Below are 22,251 nucleotides of genomic sequence, written 5' to 3' on the forward strand. Positions count from 1 at the left end.
CTCGCAGGCGGAACTTGTCAGCCTTCGATGGTGTGGTGCGTCGCGGATTCGATCTCGCCTGCGGGCTTCTTTCGTCCGTCGTATCGGCTCGGTTCGTCCTTGGTGCGCGGTGGTCGGTCGTTGGCGATCAGGACGGCGATCCAGGGAAGCGGAATGGATGCACCGATGATGAGCATCGAGATCCAGGCGTTGGCCCAGATGCCGTACGCGATCGCCGCGAGGATCAACGCCGGGAACCGGAAGGACATGATGATCATGTACTTGCGCACTCGGGCTTTGTGCTGTTCTTCGACGGACTTCTGCGCTTCGGTGATCAGTACGGGATTATCGGGAGTCCCGGCCTCGTCGGACCTGCCGAACGCGCCATTTCGTGCCATGACTCCACTGTTCCACTCTCGGCCGACAATTGCACACGACCCGTGGGTCGCACCGCTGTGACGGAGACGGCATTATTGGAGGGGTGAGCACTCAAACCAAGGAACGTCCCGACGTCTCCACCGACGAAACGACCGACGACGACACCCCGAAGTTCTTCCACTACGTGAAGAAGAACAAGATCGCCGAGAGCGCCGTCATGGGAACCCATGTCGTCGCGCTGTGCGGCGAGGTGTTTCCCGTGACGAAGTCCGCCAAGCCGGGATCACCGGTGTGCCCGGACTGCAAGAAGATTTACGAAGGGCTCCGCAAGGGCGACTGACCTCGGGTCACGCGCGCGGGAGTACTTCCGGAGCTCGGCGGATCGACAGCCTCGACGCAGTCGGCCGCCGGGCTCTTCGCGTCTGCCTGCGGTTCATCGCAGGGATCTTGGTCGGCGCACGAGTTCTGGCGCGACTCTGTTTGTCTGCTGCGGGGCCGCCCGTACGAGGGGACCGTGGCCGGATCCGCTTTGTCGCCCGAGATGCGGATCGGGCTGGTGGCCAGGTGCCAGGTCAGGTTGGTGACCGGACCGGTCTCGTCGTCGGTGTTCTGAGCCGCAAGCCACTCTCGCATCTGCTCCATCCGAGTGGCACGAGCCGGCCAGAACTCCTGAACCGTCGCGTTGAACTCGGCGCCGAGGACGACGGCGAAACCGAGGAAGAACGTGAAGAGCAGAAATGCGATCGGCGTTGCCAGTGCGCCGTACGTGTAGCCGGTGCTGGTGACAAATCCCAGGTACCAGCGCAATCCGGTACTGGCGGCCATGAAGAACACACCGGCGACCAGCGCGCCCGCGAGCAGCCGATGCCACGGCAGCGACTTCGGTAGAGCGACTTTGTAGAGCGTCGTGAGGCCGATGATCACCAGTAGACCGACAGCGGGGTAGTAGAACGTGTCGACCAGATTCGATCCGACCACGTACCAGGAGGCCGGCAGTGCTCGCCCGACGAGCGTCGGCCCGAGAGCTACCAGCGGCAGGATGAACACAGCCATCACCAGGAACATCACGTAGAGCAGCAGGGCGAAGATGCGCTGCCAGATGGGATTGCGTGCATCCTGCTGACCGTGTGCTTCCACGATCGAGTCGACGAACGTACTGATCGCCGATGATCCCGCCCACAGGGAAAGCAGGAAGCCCACCGAGATGATCTCCGGTCGTCCGCGCTGAAGGACGTCCGTCACCGTCGGGCGGATGATCTGGTCGACGACGCTTTCGCTGAAGATCGTTCCGCTGAACGTGACGATCTTGGATTCGATGATCTCGACGGTGTTGGGTCCGAACCACCCACCGATGTAGCCGATCATTCCGAGAAGGCCCAGCAGCAGGGGAGCCAGTGACAGCGTTTGCCAGAACGCGGCCGTAGCCGCCTTTCCGAAGATGGAATCGTCCCAGGCCTTGCTCAGTGTGCGACCGATCAACTGCCCGGTGCGGCGTAGCGGATGCCATCTGCGGTGGTGCAGATCACTTCCGCTCGACTTCTCGCCTCGCGCTTCACTCATGATGTCTCCAGCATCCCTGACGACACACCCGGTTGCCCAACCATGGCGCCGACGTGTCGCACATTTCTGAGACAATTCGCGTGCAGGTCGGCAGGATGCGAGAACAGCGAAACCTCGCCGGCCGGAGTGAGAACGGCCATGAGTACGCGCTTCGAGTGCGGCTTTCGTCGGTGGCGGCGGCTAGGCTCGTCGCCGGACATTGATGAAAATTCGAGGAGCGCGAGACAACAGTGCGATTCCAGTGGAGGCGCGGCCTATGACGTCTGAGACCGTGGCAGCCGAGTTCGGCAATTCGCCCGAACCCGCCGGAGCTCAATCCGCGGGAACCCAACCTGGCGCCCCTACCGGTTCCCTTCGTGCATGGCAGCGCCGTGCACTGACCAAGTACCTTTCCAGCAGTCCGCGTGACTTTCTGGCGGTCGCAACGCCTGGAGCAGGTAAGACCACCTTCGCTCTGCGGGTAGCTTCGGAATTGCTCCGTGACCGGACGGTCGACCAGATAACCGTCGTGGCGCCGACCGAGCACCTCAAGCACCAGTGGGCGGAGTCCGCTCAGCGATCCGGCCTGGCATTGGACTCGCGGTTCTCCAACTCGACCGGCCAGACCTCGAGTGACTATCACGGCGTCGTGCTGACCTACGCCCAGGTTGCCTCGCACCCGTCGAAGCACCGTGTGCGCACAGAGGGCCGCAAGACGCTGGTCATCCTCGACGAGATCCACCACGGCGGCGACGCCAAGAGCTGGGGCGACGCCATTCGTGAGGCGTTCGGCGACGCGACCAGGCGTCTCGCACTGACCGGAACTCCGTTCCGCAGTGACGACAGTGCCATTCCTTTTGTCGAGTACGAGCCGGACAAGGAAGGTCTGCTCCGCTCGAAAGCCGATCACTCCTACGGATATTCGGATGCCCTCAAGGACGGCGTGGTTCGCCCCGTCGTGTTTCTCGCCTACTCGGGCGAGGCGCGGTGGCGAAACAACGCCGGCGAGGAATTCACCGCTCGGCTCGGCGAGCCGCTGAGCGCCGAGCAGACGACTCGGGCATGGCGTACGGCCTTGGACCCTGCCGGCGACTGGATTCCTGCCGTGCTGCAAGCAGCAGACACCCGTTTGGCGCAGCTGCGCAGTACGGGTATGCCCGATGCGGGCGGACTTGTCATCGCGACGGATCAGACAGTGGCCCGCGAGTACGCGAAGGCGTTGACAGCGATCACCGGCGAACAGCCGGCCGTCGTGCTGTCCGACGACCCCACCGCGTCCAAGCGAATCGCCGAATTCGGTGCGAGCGACCAGAAATGGATGGTCGCGGTGCGCATGGTGTCCGAGGGCGTCGACGTTCCCCGTCTGGCGGTCGGTGTGTACGCGACCAGCGCGTCGACCCCGCTGTACTTCGCTCAGGCGATCGGGCGCTTCGTGCGTTCGCGTCGTAAGGGCGAAACTGCCAGCGTCTTCCTGCCGTCGGTGCCGGTGCTTCTCGACCTTGCTGCACAGCTCGAGGCTCAGCGTGACCACGTACTCGGCAAGCCGCATCGTGAGAAGGACGGCCTCGAAGACGACCTGCTCGCCGATGCGAACAAGCAGAAGGACGAGCTGGGCGAGGAGGAGAAGGCGTTCACGTCCCTGGGCGCCGATGCCGAACTCGACCAGGTGATCTACGACGGATCGTCCTTCGGTACCGCGACATTCGCCGGAAGTGACGAGGAAGCCGACTACCTCGGTCTGCCAGGCCTACTCGACGCCGATCAGATGCGGGCATTGCTGCGTCAACGCCAGCAGACACAGGTCGAGGCCAACTCGGCCAAGGCCGCCGCACCGCAACCCACGGCGGCAGTGGTATCCGATCGAGCGGCCACGGCAGATCAGCTCGGAGCGCTCCGCAAGGAGCTGAACGGGTTGGTGGCGATGAACGTTCACCGCACCGGCAAACCACACGGCATCATTCACGCGGAACTTCGCCGAGTGTGCGGAGGCCCGCCGACGGCCATCGCGACTGTCGATCAGCTGACCGAGCGCATCGCGATCCTACGCAGCTGGTAGCAGCCGATACCGGTCCCGCACGCTTCGCGTGCTTGCGGCCCCGGAACGGCAGAACGGGCGATCACAGTGAATGTGATCGCCCGTTCTGGCGTTCATGGCGCGCCTCGTGAAGAGGCCACCCCCGGCTGACAGGTCAGATTGCGGGTTCGCTTTCGGAGACGACGGCATTCATCTCGCGAAGTCGATCCGCGTGTTCGGTTGCGTGGTGTCCGCAGAAGAGAAGCTCGCCGCCGGTGGGAAGCACGGCGCGTACGCGTGCTCCGGCACCGCACCGGTCGCACCGGTCGGCAGCGGTCAACTGTGGGCTGGTCAGTGTTCCGGGCATGACTCCTCCGTACTGGCTTTGCGGCATTCGGGCCGCGTGCCTGGGGCCTGGTCCGCCGCGTCGGAATGGCGCGGTAGATCCACTCTTACAGACGTTTGGGGTTTACGGGTTGTTCCCGAAGGCGTTTCTTAGTGTTGTGTCTCACTGGAAATGCGCTGGGCAGGCATTCTCGGGTGAAGATTGTTCGCTGACAGCTGATTCGAATCGCCGACCTCAGCCCGATATTCTGGGCGGATGAACCCGGGACGCGAACCCCTTGTCGACGAGAGCGTCGAGTTGCTCCACATGTGCACGCGCGAGGAATGGGCGCGGGCACAACAGCACGGCGAACGTATCCCCGACGGATTCGAGGCGGAGGGATTTGTTCACATGTCGACTCCGGCGCAAGTTCATCTCCCGGCGAATCGGATCTTCGCCGGCCGCGACGACATAGTCCTTCTCGCCATCGATCCGGCCCTGCTCGGTGGTCAGGTCAAGTACGAACCGGGCGTCCCTTCTGACCCGGAATCGATGCGATTCCCGCATCTGTACGCCCCGATTCCGGTCGCAGCCGTCACCGCTGTCGTCGAGTATCTTCCGGACGAGAACGGCGTGTTTTCGCCGGTTCGGTAGGTCGCCGGTTCGCTCGCCGCGAAGTGCTCCCGGCGGATTGTGGCCCTCACGCGATGCAGGTCGCCGATCGGCGCTACCGTTGGTATATGAACGTAGAAGTCACCCCACTACCGGGGATCGGGACGCGCAAGGATTTTGTTCTGTCTTCCGGTCGTCGCGTGGGTGTCGTCACCCATCGGGACGGTCATACCGACCTCATCGTGTCCAAGGCAGACGACCCTGACGCGTGTGCTGCCTCGCTGCCTCTGACCACCGAGGAAGCGGCAGCGCTCAGCAATCTCCTGGGTGCCCCACAGCTCGTTGCGCAGCTCGAAGAAGAGCACCGTGACCTTCCGGGCATTCGAACCAAACAGCTCTACATCAAGGACGGTTCGCGCTACGACGGGCAGACCCTCGGGGACACCGGCATGCGCACGCGTACCGGAGTCTCCATCGTCGCCGTCATGCGTGCCGGACAGGTCAGCCCGTCCCCGAACCCCGACTTCACCTTCACCGGGGGAGATCTTCTCGTAGCAGTCGGAACGCCGGACGGTTTGGCCGCAGCGGCAAAAATCTTGGCCAACGGCTGACTGGCGCGTGGACACAACCACCCTCGCACTGATCGAACTCGGCGCGGTCTTCTTCGCGCTCGGACTGCTCGGACGACTCGCTGCTCGCGTGGGGATGTCGCCGATCCCGTTCTACCTGATCGGCGGCCTGTGCTTCGGACAGGGCGGTTTCATCCAACTCGGAGACATCGGCGAGTTCTCCCATCTGGCAAGTGAGATCGGGATCGTCCTGCTCTTGTTGCTGTTGGGGCTCGAATACACCGCGGCCGAGCTCGTGACCGGTCTCAAACGCTCACGCGTAGCGGGCATCGTCGACATCGTCCTCAACGCGACTCCCGGCGCGGTGGTCGGCTTGATTCTCGGCTGGGGCGTCGTGGGGGCGACGGTCATGGCCGGCGTCACCTACATCTCGTCTTCGGGAATCATCGCCAAGGTGCTCAGCGACCTGGGGCGCCTCGGTAACCGCGAAACACCGGTCGTGCTGTCGATTCTGGTGTTCGAAGACCTGGCGATGGCGCTGTATCTGCCGATTCTGACCGCGATGCTTGCGGGCGTCAGCTTCATGGGCGGGCTCGAAGCGGTCGGGATCTCGTTGTTGGTCATCACCGTGGTTCTTGTTGTGGCCCTGCGATACGGGCGGTACGTCTCCGCGCTCCTGGACAGTCCCGACAGCGAGACGCTCCTGCTCAAGCTGCTCGGTGCCGCACTGTTGGTTGCCGGCATCAGTTCGGCGATGCAGGTGTCGGCGGCTGTGGGCGCGTTCCTCCTCGGGATCGCGATCTCGGGGTCGACGGCGCACAATGCCAGTCGCGTGCTCGAGCCCCTTCGAGATCTGTTCGCTGCAATGTTCTTCGTGGTCTTCGGTCTCAACACCGATCCCAGTTCCATTCCGCCCGTCCTCGGGTGGGCTGCGATCCTGGCCGTCGTCACCGCGATCACGAAGCTGATCACCGGCGCCTGGGCGGCCAGACGTCAGGGTGTCGCGCGAATGGGTCAAGCGCGCGCCGGTGCCGCCCTGATCGCCCGCGGTGAGTTCTCCATCATCATCGCCGGGCTGGCGGTGTCCGCGGGTGCGGTCGACGCCGAACTGGCGGCATTGGCAACGGCTTACGTGCTCCTGATGGCGGTCATCGGTCCAGTGGCGGCAAGAGTTATCGAACCGGTTGCCTCGTTGTACATCAAGGTTCGTACGAAGTCCTGATTGCGGCCCTATTCTGTCCGGATGTCGAACAGAATCGCCCGTCCCGCCGCGACAGTCCTGTGCGCGGTGATCCTCTCGTGCGGTCCGGTGCCGGCGCTCGCCGGGGGAATACCCGCGCTCGAACAAGCCGGACCTGCAGCTGCGCAGGTTGCCGCAGACCGATCGCTGCATCTCGAGGGTGCGTCGAACGCGCGTGACATCGGCGGTTACGTCACCGAGGAGGGGCGGACCGTTCGGTGGGGGAAGGTGTTTCGCTCGAATGCCCTCGACAAGCTGACGCCGTCGGATCTCGCGTCGTTGAGCGAACGCGGAGTGGAATCGGTGGACGACTTCCGCACGGTCGTCGAACGGACGCTCTCGCAGGATCGCGTTCCGAACGGGGCACGAATCAACTGGTTCGACGTCATCGGAACCAACCCCGCCAACCTCCCGGCTCTGGTGGACATGCCCACGATGTACGCGTTGATGGCGACCGATCCGGGGGCGAGCCGCGCATTCCACGATGCTCTGGTGAACGTCGCGAACACCGAGGGTGCAGTCCTCTACCACTGCTCGGCGGGCAAGGACCGTACCGGCTGGGTGACTGCGGTTCTTCTGACCCTCCTCGGCGTGAGCCGCGCCGACGTGAACGCCGACTACATGCTCAGCAACCAGTACCTCACCGGACCTCGCACCGGGAGTGCGTTCATCGACGGCGTCGAACAGTCGTGGCTGGACACGTCTTTCGCCACGGTGGATCGGGTGTACGGCAACTTCGACAACTACGTCCGGGACGGCCTGCAGTTGAGCGACGGGGACATCGCACAACTCCGGGACACACTCTTGGCCTGAGGCGGCAAACGAAGAAGAGCCGCTCTCCGGAAATCCGGAGGCGGCTCTTCTTCGTATAGATGGTGTGACTAGTCGAGGTAGTCGCGCAGAACCTGCGAACGCGACGGGTGGCGCAGCTTCGACATCGTCTTCGATTCGATCTGACGGATACGCTCACGCGTGACGCCGTAGACCTGTCCGATTTCGTCTAAAGTCCTCGGCTGGCCGTCGGTGAGGCCGAAGCGGAGGCGAACCACGCCGGCTTCGCGCTCGGACAGCGTCTCGAGTACCGACTGCAGCTGATCCTGCAGCAAGGTGAACGAGACGGCGTCGACTGCGACAACAGCTTCGGAGTCCTCGATGAAGTCACCGAGTTGGCTGTCGCCCTCGTCGCCGATGGTCTGGTCGAGAGAGATCGGCTCACGCGCGTACTGCTGGATTTCCAGCACCTTCTCCGGCGTGATGTCCATTTCCTTGGCAAGCTCTTCCGGCGTGGGCTCACGGCCCAGGTCCTGGAGCAGCTCACGCTGGATACGGCCGAGCTTGTTGATGACCTCGACCATGTGCACCGGGATGCGGATGGTGCGAGCCTGGTCGGCCATTGCACGGGTGATGGCCTGACGGATCCACCACGTGGCGTAGGTCGAGAACTTGTAACCCTTGGTGTAGTCGAACTTCTCGACTGCACGGATCAGACCGAGGTTGCCTTCCTGGATGAGGTCCAGGAACGCCATGCCGCGGCCCGTGTAGCGCTTGGCCAGCGAGACGACCAGGCGAAGGTTGGCCTCGAGGAGGTGGTTCTTGGCGCGGTTGCCGTCGCGGCAGATCCAGCTCATGTCGCGTCGCTGAGCTGCAGGCAACTTCTCGCCCTTGTCAGCAAGATCCTGCATGATCTGCACAGCGTAGAGGCCGGCCTCGATGCGCTTGGCCAGTTCGACTTCCTCTTCGGCGTTGAGGAGTGCGACCTTGCCGATCTGCTTGAGGTAAGCGCGAACCGAGTCGGCGGACGCCGTCAGTTCGGCGTCCTTGCGTGCCTGGCGGAGAGCCTCGGACTCTTCCTCGTCCCAGACGAAGTCGCCGGAAGCCTTGTCCTTTTCGGACGGCTCTGCAGCGGTCTCTTCGTCTTCGCCGACTGCTACGACCTCGACGACATCGGACTCGACCTCGGCAAGGTCGCCGTCCGTGATGTCGATGTCTTCCAACTCGACATCGCCGTCTTCGGCATCAGGATCGCCGGCCTTCTTGGGGCTGGCCTTCTTAGCTGCTGCCTTCTTGGCCGGAGCTTTCTTGGCCGGAGCCTTCTTTGCTGCTGCCTTCTTGGCGGGAGCCTTTTTCGCCGGAGCCTTCTTGGCTGCCGGAGCGGTGACGGTGGCCGCCTCCACGGCTGGAGATTGTGGCTCTGACTCTGATGGAGAATCAGCAGTCTGACGTGTATCGGTGGCTGCCACGTACGCCCTTTCGTGACGGTGTCGTGCGGCGTCACGCCAGAGTGGTGATCCGGCGGAGAGGTCAATGGTTGTTGGCCGGCGCGCAGCCGGACTTCACCATTGTAACGACTCTCAGGAAACTCTTACGTCACGGCGGGCCGTAACAGGTAGATTTTCCGCTTTTCACGTGCAGGTTTTCTCATCCGGCGACGGGGGCCGGCCTGGTCAGTCCGACCGACGCGAGCGCAGCTCCGGCGATTCCCGCGGTGTTGAGGAGGGTGGCGGGGACGACCTTCGTGCGGTTGGTCAGGTGCGGAATCCACTTCTCGTGCTTGCGGCTGATTCCGCCTCCGGCGATGAAGAGATCAGGCCACAGCAGGTTCTCGAAGGTGGTCAGAACTCGGGAGACCTCGACCGCCCACTCCTTGTAGCTCCAGTCCTTTTTTTCCTTCACCGACGACGCCGCTCGATGCTCGGCTTCCTTGCCGTCGACCTCGAGGTGGCCGAACTCGGTGTTGGGCAACAGAACTCCGTTGTGCAACACGGCAGATCCGATTCCGGTGCCGAAGGTCAAGAGGATCACGACGCCGGAGGTGTCCTTGCCCGCTCCGAACGAGTCCTCGGCAATTCCGGCGGCGTCGGCGTCGTTGAGGACGGTGACTTCGCGCCCGCCCAGGGCCTTGCCGAAGAGCGCGGCCGCGTCGGTGTCGATCCAGGACTTGTCGATGTTCGCGGCGCTGCGCGCGACGCCGCCGGTCACGACAGCGGGCAACGTGATGCCGACCGGCCCGGTCCACTTTGCCTGCTCGACGATCTCGGCCACAGTGCCCGCGATCGCATCGGGAGTGGACGGCTGCGGGGTCAGGATCTTGATGCGGTCACCGATCATTTCCCCGGTGCTCAGGTCGATCGTGCCGCCCTTGACGCCGCTGCCGCCGACGTCGATCCCGAAACCTGTGGTTGTCATCGTCCTGCGCTCCTGAGTGTCGAATTCGAGGTCACGATCTACCGTTGCAAACACTAACCCGAACAAGGACTCGGGCGCGTGCGACTCCAGGCGTTCGAGTGGTGCCCCTCGGTAGAGATGTGTTGCGATGGTCCGGTGCGCCCTTCAGAAAGAACGTTGCCCGACTTTTCCGCCGATTCTCTGGACCCCGCACAATTGCGGGCAGTTGCCGTAGCCGTCGCCGAACGCGCAGCCGAACACGTCCGCGTGCGTCGGCCCGAGGTATTCGGCCTGGTGGGTTCCGGTGCCTCCGAGGGTGGTTCGGTTGCTGCAAAGAGCACGCCGACCGATCCCGTCACGGTGGTCGATACCGAAACCGAACAGGTGATTCGCGACCTTCTGGCGCAATTGCGCCCTGCAGATTCGATCTTGGGTGAGGAAGGTGGCGGAGACACCGACGATTCCGCGGGAGTTCGATGGGTTGTCGATCCCATCGACGGCACGGTGAATTTTCTCTACGGAATCCCCGCGTTCGCCATTTCGGTGGCCGTACAGATCGACGGGATCTCAGTGGCCGGGGCTGTCGTCGACGTGTCGCTGGAATCAACGTATTCCGCGCACCGGGGCGGCGGCGCAACCATGGCCACGGCCGACGGCGTCGTCAGCGAACTGCACGCCAATGAGGTGACCGAACTGTCAATGGCTCTGTTGGCCACCGGTTTCGGCTACGGAGCGGATCGCCGAAAGGTGCAGGGCACCTTGATCGGGCAGATCCTGCCGCAGGTTCGCGACATCCGACGCATAGGTTCGGCTGCTTTGGATCTGTGCATGGTTGCCACCGGCCGGGTCGACGCTCACTTCGAGCACGGGCTGAGTCCGTGGGACTGGGCCGCGGGCTCCCTGATCGCTTCCGAAGCGGGCGCCGTGATCAACGTCCCGGCGCCCAATTCCACTTCGGCCGACGGAGATGTCGTCTATGCGGTGGCTCCGGCGATCGCCGAGCAGTTCGCGCACATGCTCAGTTCGATCGGCGCAGATCAGCCGATTCCGAGCTGAGGCCGAACCGGGTTTGTCAGCAGCGCGCCGTGCGCGCTGCTTTGAGCAGTGCGATGTCCATCGGAGCGACTTCGGCGTTTGCGGGCTGCTCGGCCAGAGCATGCAGGATCGCAGTGGCGTCGGTGTTGGGGGTCAGGGCGCCCTTGTTGTAGGTGCCGAGAGCGAGGTCGACGGTGTCGTCGCCGCGGCCGTCCTGGACCAGTTCGGCGCAGGGGGCGACCAGCCAGACGGAACTGGCGGCGGCGAGGCCGTTCGCTCCGAAGCGGATCTGGCCCTGGCACTCCATGTTCTGGTCGACGTAGACGGGGTCGTTTCCGACCTGGACGTCCGGCGCGCTGGAGAAGCCGAACTCGCTCAGTTGCGCTGCCACCTGGGCGGCCTGACCGTGTTCGCCGTTGGCGTTGAACACACGAACCTTGGTGGCCGCCAGGGGAGCGGGATCCACGTCGAGCAGCTTCGAACGGTCGACGACGGTTCCCAGCGGTAGTGGCGCCGCTGCCGAGGGATCGGAGGAAGGCTGCGGGAGGTTGCAGGCGACGGTGTCACTGACTTCTGCCTCGGCGCTCAGGATGCGGACCCACAAGACACTGCCGATCAATGCGAGTACCGCGAACACGGCGATCACCGGCCACGCGCGCCGACGGCGGAACGGACGTCCCTGGTCATCGGTAGAGCTGCCTTCGGTGATCAGAGAAACCACGGTATCCCTCGACTTTCTTGACGAAACTTCTACTTCGCCATCGGGCCGAGCGGCGCCGGCATGACGTTCGGTGCCTACCTTAGAGGGCTTGTGTGACGACACAGCCGAAGCGCGGCTCGACGCGTCGACACGTTGTCGATCGCCCAACGGTAGTTGGGCAACTAGCGGGCAGTTTCTACCCGGATCCGGTCTGAAAATGTCGCCGAAAGGTCACAGCTTGCTCTTGCCTTGGTGACAATTCGCAGTCATTTTTCGGAAATTTCCGATTCGGTTACTACTTTCGTGCTCACGTCGGCTACTGTCTGGCGGCCCAGGTCGTTCAACTGGGCATCGGCCGGACGCCGAAATGACAACCAAATGAGGCGCAGATCACGTTCTCGGAAGGAACTTCCGGGCACTAATTCCAGTCCTGCAGCGTTATGCAGCGACAGGGAATGATCTGGATGCCACGGCGGTTTCCATGCGCATCAAGGATCTACCGGATTCTCGGCGCACACGGGACCGGGATACACGAAGAGGATGGGGTAGACGAGATGGCAACTGACTACGACGCACCGAGGCGTACAGAGTCCGACGAGGTTTCGGAGGACTCTCTCGAGGAGCTGAAGGCGCGACGCAACGAAGCGCAGTCAGCCGTCGTCGACATCGACGAGACGGACACCGCGGAGTCCTTCGAGCTGCCGGGTGCCGACCTTTCCGGCGAGGAACTCTCGGTTCGAGTTGTTCCGAAGCAGGCAGACGAGTTCACGTGTTCGAGCTGCTTCCTGGTTCATCACCGCAGCCGCCTGGCCAGTGATGCCAACGGACAGCTCGTATGCATGGACTGCGCTGCCTGATCTCCCTTCCCGGTGGTCGACCCGTCAGCTCGCGGGTCGACCAAGGGTCGGGAAGTACTGCTTTGCTGTGACCGCGCTGGTCAGCGATCCAGCGCAGCCAGCAGATCAGCGGGACGACGTGTGCTCACCAGCCAGTACGGCGTGGGATCCTCCGGGTCGTCGAGCACGATCAACACCATTGTCTTGACCCATGGGCGATGTTGGACGAACGCCGACGGATCGAGTTGGCGCCCCATCGCCGCACTCTTTGCGGAAGCCGGCACTGCTGCCGCCCGCGAAATCAGTTCGACCGGCAGGTGGGCTCGACCCACGTGCAGTTCTTTCACCCCTGCTGTCTCCACCACCTCGACGCGCATCCGGCTGAGCCAGAATGCCGCCCAGATCGGGATGGGGAGCAGCACGACGTACGCCAGGTACGAGAGAAGCCCCGGGCGGCCCATGTGGACCTCGGCCGCGAGGAGTCCGGCTACGGCCAGCCCGGCGATCCACCACCAGATCGGCACCCACAGGCGCTCGGAGAACAGCGTCGTGGACGGGGGCGTTGTGGTGGCGACGTCAGGTCGAGATGTTTCGGGCACCTGTCAAGGATAGTCCGTCGCTACGAGTAGTCTTGGCCCACGTGAGCGACCATCTCTCCATCGCCTTGAAGCGACTGGATCCAGACCTGCCCGTTCCACAGCGTGCGCATCCCGGAGATGCGGGTGTGGATCTGTGCTCCACCAGCGACGTCACCATCGAACCCGGCCACCGAACACTGGTCGGAACGGGGATCGCGATCGCTTTGCCGGTGGGCACCGTCGGGTTGATCCATCCGCGTTCCGGACTTGCCGCAAAATCGGGACTGTCGATCGTGAACGCGCCCGGAACCGTGGACGCGGGATACCGGGGCGAACTCAAGGTCTGCTTGATCAATCTCGATCCGGCCACAGCCATCGACATCCGCCGCGGTGACCGAATCGCTCAGCTCGTGGTTCAACGAGTCGAACTTCCGGTTTTCGAGGAAGTCGAGTCGCTGGACGACACGACCAGAGGAACCGGAGGCTACGGTTCCAGCGGCGGTCACGCGATACTCGATACCGATGCGCCTGGCGCGGTCGTCGGAGAGGGAGTCTGAATCATGTTCGGACGCAAGAAGAAGACAGACGTCGACGAGGAACCCACCAGCTTCTTCGGTGACGAGAACGACGAGTCGGTGGAGATCGACGAGGTCGAAGACGATCTCGACGTCGCCGGCGACGAGTTCGGTGACGAATCGGAAGGCCCCTACGACATCACGGAGATCGATTCCGACGATCCGACGGCAGGCCGTGACGGTCAGCGCCTGGATCTCGGTTCCGTTCTGGTGCCGATGCCGACCGGCGGACAGTTGCAGGTCGAGATGGCACCCAACGGTTCGCCGCAGGCCGTGCACCTGGTCACCGAACATGGCCGCATCACGGTTGCTGCATACGCCGCCCCGAAATCACCCGGTCAGTGGCGTGAGGTCGTTGCCGAGCTCGCGCAGTCGCTTCGCGACGACAATTCTGCGGTGAGCGTCGAGAACGGCCCTTGGGGCCGGGAACTGGCTGCCGTGACGGCCAACATGGACCTGCGGTTCATCGGCGTCGACGGTCCGCGGTGGATGGTGCGCTGCGTGGTAGCGGGTCCGAGCGGATCCACCGCCGCGAACACCCCTTTGGTGGCAATCGCACGCGACATCCTGCGCGACACCGTCGTCAACCGAGGATCAGAGCCGCATCCGGTGCGGACACCGCTGCCCGTCGTGCTCCCGCAGGTACTCGCCGAGCAGCTGGCGGCCGCACACGAGCAGCAGTTGGCAACAGCGCAGCAGCAACAAGTCGCCGCCCAGCAGCAACAGCAGTCAGCTCCGCCCGCTCCGCCGTCACCTCCAGCGCGACCGACCCCGCCGCCGCGTAGCGGCGAATCCGGTTCTGCCATGCAGCAATTGGGTCAGTAGCAGGTTTTCTTTCAGGCGCTCGCGGTGGTATCGGATTCGATCGCCGCGAGCGCTTTGATGCAGGTGGACCCGAGAACCGCGGGGTCGCGCCCGATCATGTCGAGCGTCGTCGTGGCGACTGCGCCGCGGGGGAGTGCATTCGCCCAGGCCTGCGCCACTGCCGCGGGATGAACCGGATCGTCCACCGCCGAAGCGATGCCGACCGGAATGCCCACCGCCTGTAACGCGCTCTCGCTGAGCGAGTGGTACGACGCCGCCTCGTCGAGCGCGGCCGGGAGATCGGGCCATTGAGAGCGCCAGGAGCGCTCGAGTTCGGCTCCGAGCCACGCCGGACTCGACGCGAGCATCGCTGCGATCACCGCCTCCAATCCTTCGGAGCGCAGTTGTGCTGCGGTGAACCTCGCGCTCGCTGCAGCGGGTGCGTCGTCCGCCGACCCGATCCAGGCCGGAAGCGCTGCCAACACACTCACGGTTCTATCGGGGTTCTCGGCGGCCCACTGGAGCGCCACGGCGGCCCCGATCGAGACGCCCCCGACGATGATTCGGCCGTGCGTGTCCGCGGCTCGGTCCATCGCGTCCAGATAGCCGTCCACGACACGCCGAGGGTCCGGTTCAATTGCGACGATGCGCACACCCAGAGCCGCTAGCGGCGCCCGGAATGCGCGGTCTGCGAAGTGGGCGTCAGAGCCTGTACCTGGGAGAACGACGGCAACGGTCGCCGATTCTGAGTTCTGCATCTTTTGATCTTGCCCGGTGCCCCCGAGACGCGGACTGACCGGTGTGGTTACACGCTCGTAATGGGTCTACAGTGGCGATCACACAGCCCTTCACGTGACGCGAAACCCTTGCGTCACACATGTTCGCAGGAGCGCGCAATGGCACCCGCCGCCGCAGGATATTTTCGTCGACTGACCCAGCGTCTGACCGAGGACGTCGACCAGTTGGACGCCCAGGAGATGGCCGAGTCCAACAAGGCTTCCGGAGGTCAGAAGGCCTGCGATTGTCGTCGCGGTGAAGAAGTCACGATGGTGGGCCGACTCCGCAGCGTCGACGCGTGTCCCAAGTCGGGAAATGCCAGCATCGAGGCCGAGTTCTTCGACGGCACCGAGGTGATCAATCTCGTCTGGATCGGGCGTCGCCGGATCCCGGGAATCGAGACCGGTAAGACCCTGCTGATCCGCGGTCGTGTGGGCGAGCGTGACGGTCGCAAGGCGATCTTCAACCCTTACTACGAACTGCGCGGCGAATAGGCGCGTTTCCCGCATTTACCGTGCAACTCGGTGACTGTGGCACCCTCGACAGGTGACTGAAACACAACAGCGATCGGTAATCGACCAACTCGGCGGGCTGAGTGGTCTGATCTATTCGTCTTTGCCGATTCTGATTTTTGTCCCGGTCAACAGCATCTGGAACCTCACCGCGGCAATCTGGGCCGCATTGGGCGTCGCTGTCGCTATCGCGGCCTGGCGCCTTTTCCGCAAGGATTCCCTCCAACCCGCAATTTCCGGGTTTCTCGGAGTCGGAGTTTCCGCGTTCATCGCCTATCGCACCGGCGATGCCAAAGGATATTTCCTCTTCGGTATCTACACGAGCCTCGCCTACGGTGCGGTCTTCCTGATTTCCATCCTCGTGCGCTGGCCCCTCGTCGGAATCATCTGGGGTTATCTCAACGGGCACGGCAATCTGTGGCGCAAGCACAGCTCCGCCGTCCGGCTCTACGACATCGCGACGGCGGCGTGGGCGCTGGTCTTCGGTGCACGGTATCTCGTTCAGTCACAGCTCTACGACACCGACCACACCGGATGGCTCGCAGTCGCGCGTATCGGCATGGGTTGGCCATTGACCGGTTTGGTGCTGCTCGTGACGGTCTGGGCTGTGCGGAAGGCCGATCGCATCGTCGAGCCGGAACCGGTTGTGGAGCCCGAAAGCAGCGAGCCCACCGCAACGGACGCAGGGTCCGAAGAGGTGGGCTCGGTGAATCTGACGAAGCCGCGCGAAGACCGCGATCTCAGCTGATCAGGTCCTGGTACTCGGGGTGCTTGTCGAGAAACTTCACGACGTACGGGCAGACCGGGTGAACCTTGAGGCCACGGGCGCGTAGGTCGTCCAGAGCCTGGCGGACCAGAATCGCGGCCAGCCCGAATCCTTCGAAGGCCGGGTAGATCTCGGTGTGGTTGAACGAGACGACGTCACCGGACGTGGTGTAGTCCTCGATGCCGGCGAGGTCGCCGTCTGCATGGATCTCGTACCGGCTCTGGGCTGGATTGTCGGTGACTACGGTGTTTTCGGGTGCTTGTGCCATGTGATTCCCTTTCGTCGTCAGTGTGTTCGTCGGTCAATTCTCCAGGCGGAGTGCAACGCGCAACTGATCCTCGGCGTCGACGGCCGCGACGAACAGGAGTTCGTCTCCACCTTCGATGGGATCGTCCATCTGCGGGACGATCACACGCCCGCCCCGCAGAATGGTGACCAGTGCGCAGTCCCGCGGAAGTTCGAGCTTCTTGACGGCTTTTCCGGCAAGAGGTGTGTTGTCGGGCAACGTGATCTCGACGAGATTGGCCTGCCCCTGCCGCAGTGTCATCAGTTTGACCAGGTCACCGACGGAGACGGCTTCTTCGACGAGCGAAGCGAGCATCCGCGGTGTCGAGACGGCGACGTCGACGCCCCACGACTCGTCGAAGAGCCATTCGTTGCGGGGATCATTGACGCGGGCGACAACTCGGCGAACGCCGAACTCGGTTTTCGCGAGCAGACTGAGGACCAGGTTGGCCTTGTCGTCTCCGGTTGCGGCGATCACGACCTCGTAGGACTCCATCGACGCGTCCTCGAGGCGGCTGAGTTCGCACGCGTCCGCGTGTACCCACTTCGCCTCGGGCACCGACTCCGGTTCGATGTGATCGAGTTTGCGCTCGATCAGCATGACGTCGTGCGAGCTTCGAATCAGCTCTCGCGCAATGGAGCGGCCTACGGCGCCGGCTCCGGCGATGGCGACCTTCATCGAGAACTTCCAATCACGTTGTAGTGCAACACAGTCGCAGGCTTGTTGTGAGGGGCGGCGTTCGGATCAGTCATCTGCGGCCTCCGTCAGTCGTCACTCGGCGGCGGGTTGCCGGCCAGTGCGATCGCTTCGGCGACGGTTCCCGATACCGCGGCGATGTAGACCTGGTCGTCGGCCTGGATGACGGTCTTGCGATCGGGGAGCACGCCGGTTCCGAATCGGATGATGAAGGCGACTCTCGAACTGGTCGCGCTCTCGAGTAGTGCGATCGGCTTGCCGGCCCAATCCTCGTGCAGGGCAAGTTCGGTAATCGCAACAGTGCCCGAAGGATCGCGCCACTTCGCGGTCTGACTTTCCTTGGTCAGCGTGTGCAGGAAGCGATCCGTCGACCACGGCACGGTCGCGACGGTGGGGATGCCGAGGCGCTCGTAAACAGCGGCACGCTTGGCGTCGTAAATACGCGCGACGACGCGTTCGACGCCGAAAGTCTCGCGTGCGACTCGCGCCGCGATGATGTTGGAGTTGTCTCCCGAGGAGACCGCAGCGAACGCGTCGGCCCGCTCGATGCCCGCCCGGACCAGCACGTCACGGTCGAACCCCATTCCCAGAACCTTGGTTCCCGGGAAGTCGAGATCGAGACGCAGAAACGCACTCTGATCGCGGTCGATGACGGCGACCTCGTGTCCGATCCTGGTCAGAGACGCGGCGAGGGAAGAACCCACTCGACCGCACCCCATGATGACGACATACACGCCCTACTCCGTTCATGGACCCTCATGGCGCGATTGCACGCCGAATCGAACGGTACAGCCCCTCACGGGAAGAGCAAGTACAACGGTCGCCTGCGTGCCGGGTGTCACGACAAAAGGTGAAGTTGGGGCTCTGATGACTCCGAATCGGGCGAGACGGCTTACGCTTTGCACGTGTCTAAGCTCTCGACCGCTACCAAGCGGCTCCTGCTCGGTCGGCCGTTCCGAAGCGACAAACTCGGGCACACGCTGCTACCCAAGCGAATTGCACTACCGGTCTTCGCGTCCGACGCGATGTCGTCCGTCGCGTATGCCCCCGAAGAAATCTTCCTGGTTCTCTCCGTCGCGGGTATTTCCGCGTATGCGTACACACCCTGGATCGGATTGTCCGTCGCCATCGTCATGGCTGTGGTGGTGGCGAGTTACCGCCAGAACGTCCATGCATACCCGTCCGGTGGCGGCGACTACGAGGTTGCGACGGTCAACCTCGGCCCGACCGCCGGTCTGACCGTCGGTAGTGCGCTGATGGTCGACTACGTGCTGACGGTCGCCGTGTCGATCTCGTCGGCGGCGTCGAACATCGGCTCGGCTCTGCCGTTCGTCGCGCAGCACAAGGTGTTGTTCGCGGTTGCGGCGATCGTGTTGCTGACCGCGGTCAACCTTCGCGGTATCCGTGAATCCGGTACCGCGTTCGCAATTCCGACCTACGCATTCATCGTCGGCATGTTCCTGATGCTCGGGTGGGGATTCTTCCGGATCTACGTTCTTGGTGAAGACGTGCACGCGGAATCGTCGTCGTTCACACTCAACGCCGAGGATTCGCATCTGTACGGAATTGCCTTCGCGTTCCTGATCGCGCGTGCCTTCTCCTCGGGCTGTGCTGCATTGACCGGCGTCGAGGCCATCAGTAACGGCGTACCGGCGTTCCAGAAGCCGAAATCGCGCAACGCGGCCACGACCTTGCTGCTGCTCGGGTCGATCGCCATCGTCCTGTTGATGGGCATCATCATCCTGGCTCAGAAGATCGGCATCGTCTACGCACACAATCCGCAGGAACAGCTGGTCGGTGCGCCGGAGGGTTACCACCAGAAGACCTTGATCGCGCAGATCGCCGAAGCCGTGTTCAGTGGTTTCCCGATCGGATTCTTCTTCATGGCGATCGTCACGGCACTGATCTTGGTTCTGGCCGCGAACACCGCGTTCAACGGATTCCCGGTACTCGGATCGATCCTGGCGCAGGACCGGTACCTACCGCGTCAGCTGCACACGCGCGGCGACCGACTGGCATTCAGCAACGGAATCCTCTTCCTCTCCGGTGCTGCGATCGCATTCGTCGTGGTGTTCGGCGCCGAGGTCACCAAGCTCATCCAGCTGTACATCGTCGGCGTCTTCGTCTCGTTCGTGCTCAGCCAGACGGGCATGATCAAGCACTGGACTCGGCATCTGAAGTCCGAGACCGACAAGGCACAGCGGGCCCGGATGCAGCGCTCGCGAGTGATCAATTCGATCGGTCTCGCAATGACCGCCACCGTCCTGATCATCGTTCTGATCACCAAGTTCGCTGCCGGCGCCTGGATCGCCATCGTCGCGATGGTCGCGATCTTCATCGTGATGAAGATGATCCGCAAGCACTACGACAGCGTCGCAGCCGAGCTCGAGGAGCAGGAGTGGGACGGCGTACTTCCCAGCCGCACGCACTCGATCGTGCTCGTCTCGAAGTTGCACATGCCGACGATGCGAGCTCTCGCCTACGCGCGAGCCACGCGACCTGACACCCTCGAAGCCATCACGGTCAACGTCGACGAGCCCGACACCCGTGCACTCGTGCGTGAGTGGGAGAAGAGCGACGTGACGGTTCCGCTCAAGGTGATCGAGTCGCCGTACCGCGAAATCACCAAGCCGGTTCTCGATTACGTCAAGCGTGTACGACGCGATGCTCCGCGTGATGTCGTCACCGTCTTCATTCCCGAGTACGTCGTCGGACACTGGTGGGAGCAGATCCTGCACAATCAGAGCGCGCTTCGTCTGAAGAGTCGTCTGCTCTTCCAGCCCGGCGTGATGGTGACCAGCGTTCCGTGGCAGCTGAGTTCGTCGGCAAAGGCAAAGCCGCTGGACATCGAGAAGACCGCAGGCGCCACGCGTCGCGGTTACGACACCGGCGAGAAATGATCACCGGCGAAAAATGATCGGCAACATCGAAATGGCAGGCGTAGTTCGTTGAGTGAGAATTGGACCGGGCAGACCTTCGAGGTCGATCTGGGCAACCCCGGTCACGGCGGGTTCGTCGTCGCCCGGCACGAGGGACGGGTCGTGTTCGTCCGTCACGGTTTGCCGGGGGAGCGGGCGCTGGTCCGGGTGACGGAGGACAAGGGCGGATCGTTCTGCCGCGCCGACGCGATCACAGTTCTCGACGCATCTGCGCATCGCATCGATCCGACATGCCCGATCTCCGGCCCGGGCGGGGCGGGCTGCTGCGACTACTCGCATGCGGATCTGAGTGTCCAACGTGAGATGAAGACCTCGGTCGTGCGTGAGCAGCTTCTGCGACTCGCTCGTGTCGAATCGGACGTCGCGGTAGAGGAACTACCTGGAACCGGAGACGGAACGGGTTGGCGCACGCGAGTCCGGTTGGCGGTGGACGGGCACGGGGTCGCGGGATACCACGCGTACCGGAGCAACCGGATCGTCACGGACCTGCGCTGCACCCAGATCGATCAGAGCGCGTACGACGGTCTCGGCGGTGCGCAATGGGTGCCAGGGAGCGAGCTGCAGGTCGTTCTCGACGCTGCCGGTCAGCGGCACGTCGTGGAAATTGCCGCACCCGCGGTGTCCAAGACGGGACGGCGGACGCCGGGGCGTCGCGGCGCGATGGCACGCCGAGCGGCGAGCGGCGGCCCGCGAAAGACCCGAGTGGCTATCGGATCGGACACAGTGATCGAGCGCGTCGGCAATCGAGAATGGGCGCTGGCCGCGACCGGTTTCTGGCAGGCCCATCGCGGCGCTGCGAACGCGTACTCACAGGTGGTCGGGGAGTGGGCCGGAGCCGCTACCGCGGACACGGCGTGGGATCTCTACGGCGGAGTCGGGGTTTTCGCATCCGTGCTCGCCGACCTTGTCGGGCCGTCCGGCGTGGTGGAGTCAGTCGAATCTTCGGCGCGCGCAGTCGCGGACGGGCGGGCAGCTCTGTCCGATCTCGGTCAGGTGCGCTTCCACAGCGCCCGCGTCGAGAACGTCATCGCGGATCTGGAGCGTTCGCCTGCCGTCGTCGTGCTCGACCCGCCACGTGCGGGAGCCGGCCGTCCGGTCGTGGAAGCTCTCGCCGCAACGGGCGCCGAACGGATCGTGCACATCGGGTGCGACCCGGCGTCGTTCGGCCGCGATATCGGTCTCTACCTGGAGCAGGGCTTCAGAATCGGCGGCCTCCGGGCGTTCGACGCCTTCCCTCAGACACACCACATGGAGTGCATCGCGCTCCTCGAACGCTGACGCGTCCCGAAATCTTTCCCTGAAACGGTGTGACGCTTCTCGCGTTCAGAACAGTTGCTTGCATTACGCAACTAATCGTATAGTTTCGTTCTGCAAGTAGTTTTCCGTTTTCAAGTCACGGCTCGTTCGGGCCACTCGAATTCAGGGGTAGGCAATGTCGGTACAGCCGGAGACGGCCCAGGCGCTCGTCGACACGATCTTCATGTTCGGCAGATCGCTGCGAGCCGCGGTCACCACCGGTGCAGACAGCCTGCTGCCGCCTGCGCTGGTCAGTGTGTTGTTCATGCTGGCAGCGCGTGGGGAGTGCCGACAGAACGAATTGGCCGTCGATCTGTGTGTCAGTCAGTCGTCGCTCAGCCGACAAATGTCGGATCTGGTCGACGCGGGGTATGTCGAGAGAAATCCCGATCCGGCTGACAAGCGGGCGTTCCGCATCCGAGTATCGGAAGAGGGACACGACGTTTTACGGAGAACCACGCAGCGGCGTGCGGCGCGTTTGCGCAACATGCTCGAAGACTGGAGCCAGGAAGAGGCCATGGCCGCAGTGACATCGCTGCAACGTCTCAACGAGACGTTCGGCGCATCGAATCGGCAGGCCTCACCGGCAGTTCCGCACACAGGCGTAGAAAGTATTGGGAGATAAGGCAC

The 22,251-nt window shown here is 63.6% G+C and carries 26 protein-coding genes; 15 read left to right on the plus strand and 11 right to left on the minus strand.

Annotated elements, in window-relative coordinates; genetic code table 11:
• Positions 1–17: 17 nt before the first annotated feature.
• Positions 18–377, minus strand: coding sequence for a DUF3099 domain-containing protein (locus H7C86_RS16975; RefSeq protein ID WP_182261898.1), 360 nt, complete (start codon positions 375–377; stop codon positions 18–20).
• Between the two features lie 83 nt (positions 378–460).
• Here H7C86_RS16975 and H7C86_RS16980 point away from each other — a divergent pair, with 83 nt between their 5' ends.
• The gene (locus tag H7C86_RS16980) at positions 461–697 is read left to right on the plus strand and encodes a DUF3039 domain-containing protein (RefSeq protein WP_003942602.1); all 237 of its coding nucleotides are present in this window, start codon (positions 461–463) and stop codon (positions 695–697) included.
• Here the strand turns inward: H7C86_RS16980 and H7C86_RS16985 are convergent.
• Positions 670–1,917, minus strand: coding sequence for a YihY/virulence factor BrkB family protein (locus H7C86_RS16985; RefSeq protein ID WP_020907556.1), 1,248 nt, complete (start codon positions 1,915–1,917; stop codon positions 670–672). The two genes, H7C86_RS16980 and H7C86_RS16985, sit on opposite strands and share 28 nt — an antisense overlap.
• A 256-nt stretch (positions 1,918–2,173) precedes the next feature.
• Here H7C86_RS16985 and H7C86_RS16990 point away from each other — a divergent pair, with 256 nt between their 5' ends.
• Complete coding sequence (locus H7C86_RS16990) at positions 2,174–3,952, plus strand: DEAD/DEAH box helicase (RefSeq protein ID WP_020907558.1); 1,779 nt, start codon at positions 2,174–2,176, stop codon at positions 3,950–3,952.
• Between the two features lie 133 nt (positions 3,953–4,085).
• On the opposite strand, the gene H7C86_RS16995 is transcribed toward H7C86_RS16990, so the two are convergent.
• Positions 4,086–4,277, minus strand: coding sequence for a hypothetical protein (locus H7C86_RS16995; RefSeq protein WP_003942643.1), 192 nt, complete (start codon positions 4,275–4,277; stop codon positions 4,086–4,088).
• 234 nt (positions 4,278–4,511) lie between these two features.
• Here H7C86_RS16995 and H7C86_RS17000 point away from each other — a divergent pair, with 234 nt between their 5' ends.
• The 4 genes from H7C86_RS17000 to H7C86_RS17015 all read left to right on the plus strand — a co-directional run bounded on the left by H7C86_RS17000 (position 4,512) and on the right by H7C86_RS17015 (position 7,469).
• Entirely contained in the window at positions 4,512–4,889 is a 378-nt protein-coding gene (locus H7C86_RS17000) for a DUF952 domain-containing protein (RefSeq protein WP_020969495.1), read from the plus strand.
• A gap of 86 nt (positions 4,890–4,975) precedes the next feature.
• Positions 4,976–5,458 carry a cation:proton antiporter regulatory subunit gene (locus H7C86_RS17005; protein ID WP_021344116.1) on the plus strand — a complete coding sequence of 161 codons (483 nt, stop codon included), beginning with the start codon at positions 4,976–4,978 and terminating at the stop codon, positions 5,456–5,458.
• A 7-nt stretch (positions 5,459–5,465) separates the two neighbouring features.
• Positions 5,466–6,638, plus strand: coding sequence for a cation:proton antiporter (locus H7C86_RS17010; protein WP_003943778.1), 1,173 nt, complete (start codon positions 5,466–5,468; stop codon positions 6,636–6,638).
• A gap of 21 nt (positions 6,639–6,659) precedes the next feature.
• Positions 6,660–7,469, plus strand: a complete 810-nt coding sequence (locus H7C86_RS17015) for a tyrosine-protein phosphatase (protein WP_182261899.1) — start codon at positions 6,660–6,662, stop codon at positions 7,467–7,469.
• A gap of 68 nt (positions 7,470–7,537) precedes the next feature.
• On the opposite strand, the gene H7C86_RS17020 is transcribed toward H7C86_RS17015, so the two are convergent.
• Positions 7,538–8,962: an RNA polymerase sigma factor gene (locus tag H7C86_RS17020; RefSeq protein ID WP_370333980.1), complete on the minus strand. Its 1,425-nt coding sequence runs from the start codon at positions 8,960–8,962 to the stop codon at positions 7,538–7,540.
• Positions 8,963–9,074: 112 nt separating this feature from the next.
• Positions 9,075–9,842 carry a polyphosphate--glucose phosphotransferase gene (ppgK, locus tag H7C86_RS17025; protein ID WP_007732834.1) on the minus strand — a complete coding sequence of 256 codons (768 nt, stop codon included), beginning with the start codon at positions 9,840–9,842 and terminating at the stop codon, positions 9,075–9,077.
• A 156-nt stretch (positions 9,843–9,998) separates the two neighbouring features.
• Here ppgK and H7C86_RS17030 point away from each other — a divergent pair, with 156 nt between their 5' ends.
• Positions 9,999–10,877, plus strand: coding sequence for an inositol monophosphatase family protein (locus tag H7C86_RS17030; protein ID WP_182261900.1), 879 nt, complete (start codon positions 9,999–10,001; stop codon positions 10,875–10,877).
• 16 nt (positions 10,878–10,893) lie between these two features.
• On the opposite strand, the gene cei is transcribed toward H7C86_RS17030, so the two are convergent.
• Positions 10,894–11,577, minus strand: a complete 684-nt coding sequence (gene cei, locus H7C86_RS17035) for an envelope integrity protein Cei (RefSeq protein WP_003942618.1) — start codon at positions 11,575–11,577, stop codon at positions 10,894–10,896.
• 533 nt (positions 11,578–12,110) lie between these two features.
• Between cei and H7C86_RS17040 the strand changes: the two genes are divergently transcribed.
• Positions 12,111–12,413, plus strand: coding sequence for a DUF4193 domain-containing protein (locus H7C86_RS17040; RefSeq protein ID WP_003942593.1), 303 nt, complete (start codon positions 12,111–12,113; stop codon positions 12,411–12,413).
• Positions 12,414–12,493: 80 nt separating this feature from the next.
• Here H7C86_RS17040 and H7C86_RS17045 read toward each other — a convergent pair whose 3' ends face one another.
• Positions 12,494–12,991 carry a DUF3093 domain-containing protein gene (locus H7C86_RS17045; protein ID WP_019748248.1) on the minus strand — a complete coding sequence of 166 codons (498 nt, stop codon included), beginning with the start codon at positions 12,989–12,991 and terminating at the stop codon, positions 12,494–12,496.
• Positions 12,992–13,032: 41 nt separating this feature from the next.
• On the opposite strand from H7C86_RS17045, the gene dut reads away from it, so the two are divergent.
• Positions 13,033–13,527: a dUTP diphosphatase gene (gene dut / locus H7C86_RS17050; protein ID WP_003942635.1), complete on the plus strand. Its 495-nt coding sequence runs from the start codon at positions 13,033–13,035 to the stop codon at positions 13,525–13,527.
• Positions 13,528–13,530: 3 nt separating this feature from the next.
• The gene (locus tag H7C86_RS17055) at positions 13,531–14,370 is read left to right on the plus strand and encodes a DUF3710 domain-containing protein (protein WP_080910837.1); all 840 of its coding nucleotides are present in this window, start codon (positions 13,531–13,533) and stop codon (positions 14,368–14,370) included.
• A gap of 11 nt (positions 14,371–14,381) precedes the next feature.
• Here the strand turns inward: H7C86_RS17055 and H7C86_RS17060 are convergent, their stop codons facing one another.
• Positions 14,382–15,107: an alpha/beta fold hydrolase gene (locus H7C86_RS17060; protein WP_042951781.1), complete on the minus strand. Its 726-nt coding sequence runs from the start codon at positions 15,105–15,107 to the stop codon at positions 14,382–14,384.
• 138 nt (positions 15,108–15,245) lie between these two features.
• Between H7C86_RS17060 and H7C86_RS17065 the strand changes: the two genes are divergently transcribed.
• The gene (locus H7C86_RS17065; RefSeq protein ID WP_003942613.1) at positions 15,246–15,620 is read left to right on the plus strand and encodes an OB-fold nucleic acid binding domain-containing protein; all 375 of its coding nucleotides are present in this window, start codon (positions 15,246–15,248) and stop codon (positions 15,618–15,620) included.
• Between the two features lie 52 nt (positions 15,621–15,672).
• Positions 15,673–16,386, plus strand: a complete 714-nt coding sequence (locus H7C86_RS17070) for a DUF3159 domain-containing protein (RefSeq protein ID WP_019748252.1) — start codon at positions 15,673–15,675, stop codon at positions 16,384–16,386.
• Here the strand turns inward: H7C86_RS17070 and H7C86_RS17075 are convergent.
• The 3 genes from H7C86_RS17075 to H7C86_RS17085 all read right to left on the minus strand — a co-directional run bounded on the left by H7C86_RS17075 (position 16,379) and on the right by H7C86_RS17085 (position 18,120).
• Positions 16,379–16,672, minus strand: a complete 294-nt coding sequence (locus H7C86_RS17075) for a GNAT family N-acetyltransferase (RefSeq protein ID WP_019748253.1) — start codon at positions 16,670–16,672, stop codon at positions 16,379–16,381. The genes H7C86_RS17070 and H7C86_RS17075 overlap by 8 nt on opposite strands.
• Before the next feature lie 33 nt (positions 16,673–16,705).
• Entirely contained in the window at positions 16,706–17,368 is a 663-nt protein-coding gene (locus H7C86_RS17080) for a TrkA family potassium uptake protein (protein WP_003942632.1), read from the minus strand.
• Positions 17,369–17,454: 86 nt separating this feature from the next.
• Entirely contained in the window at positions 17,455–18,120 is a 666-nt protein-coding gene (locus H7C86_RS17085; RefSeq protein ID WP_019748254.1) for a TrkA family potassium uptake protein, read from the minus strand.
• A gap of 171 nt (positions 18,121–18,291) precedes the next feature.
• Here H7C86_RS17085 and H7C86_RS17090 point away from each other — a divergent pair, with 171 nt between their 5' ends.
• The 3 genes from H7C86_RS17090 to H7C86_RS17100 all read left to right on the plus strand — a co-directional run bounded on the left by H7C86_RS17090 (position 18,292) and on the right by H7C86_RS17100 (position 22,246).
• Entirely contained in the window at positions 18,292–20,286 is a 1,995-nt protein-coding gene (locus H7C86_RS17090; RefSeq protein ID WP_007732857.1) for an APC family permease, read from the plus strand.
• A 48-nt stretch (positions 20,287–20,334) separates the two neighbouring features.
• A complete protein-coding gene (locus tag H7C86_RS17095; protein ID WP_182261901.1) occupies positions 20,335–21,603 on the plus strand; it encodes a class I SAM-dependent RNA methyltransferase in 1,269 nt (422 codons plus the stop codon).
• Between the two features lie 154 nt (positions 21,604–21,757).
• On the plus strand, positions 21,758–22,246 hold the full coding sequence (locus H7C86_RS17100; RefSeq protein WP_003942624.1) for a MarR family winged helix-turn-helix transcriptional regulator: 489 nt from the start codon (positions 21,758–21,760) through the stop codon (positions 22,244–22,246).
• Positions 22,247–22,251: the final 5 nt, after the last annotated feature.

Origin of the sequence: Rhodococcus sp. UFZ-B548, from assembly GCF_903819475.1 — a bacterium.
Classification (GTDB): Bacteria; Actinomycetota; Actinomycetes; order Mycobacteriales; family Mycobacteriaceae; genus Rhodococcus_F; species Rhodococcus_F erythropolis.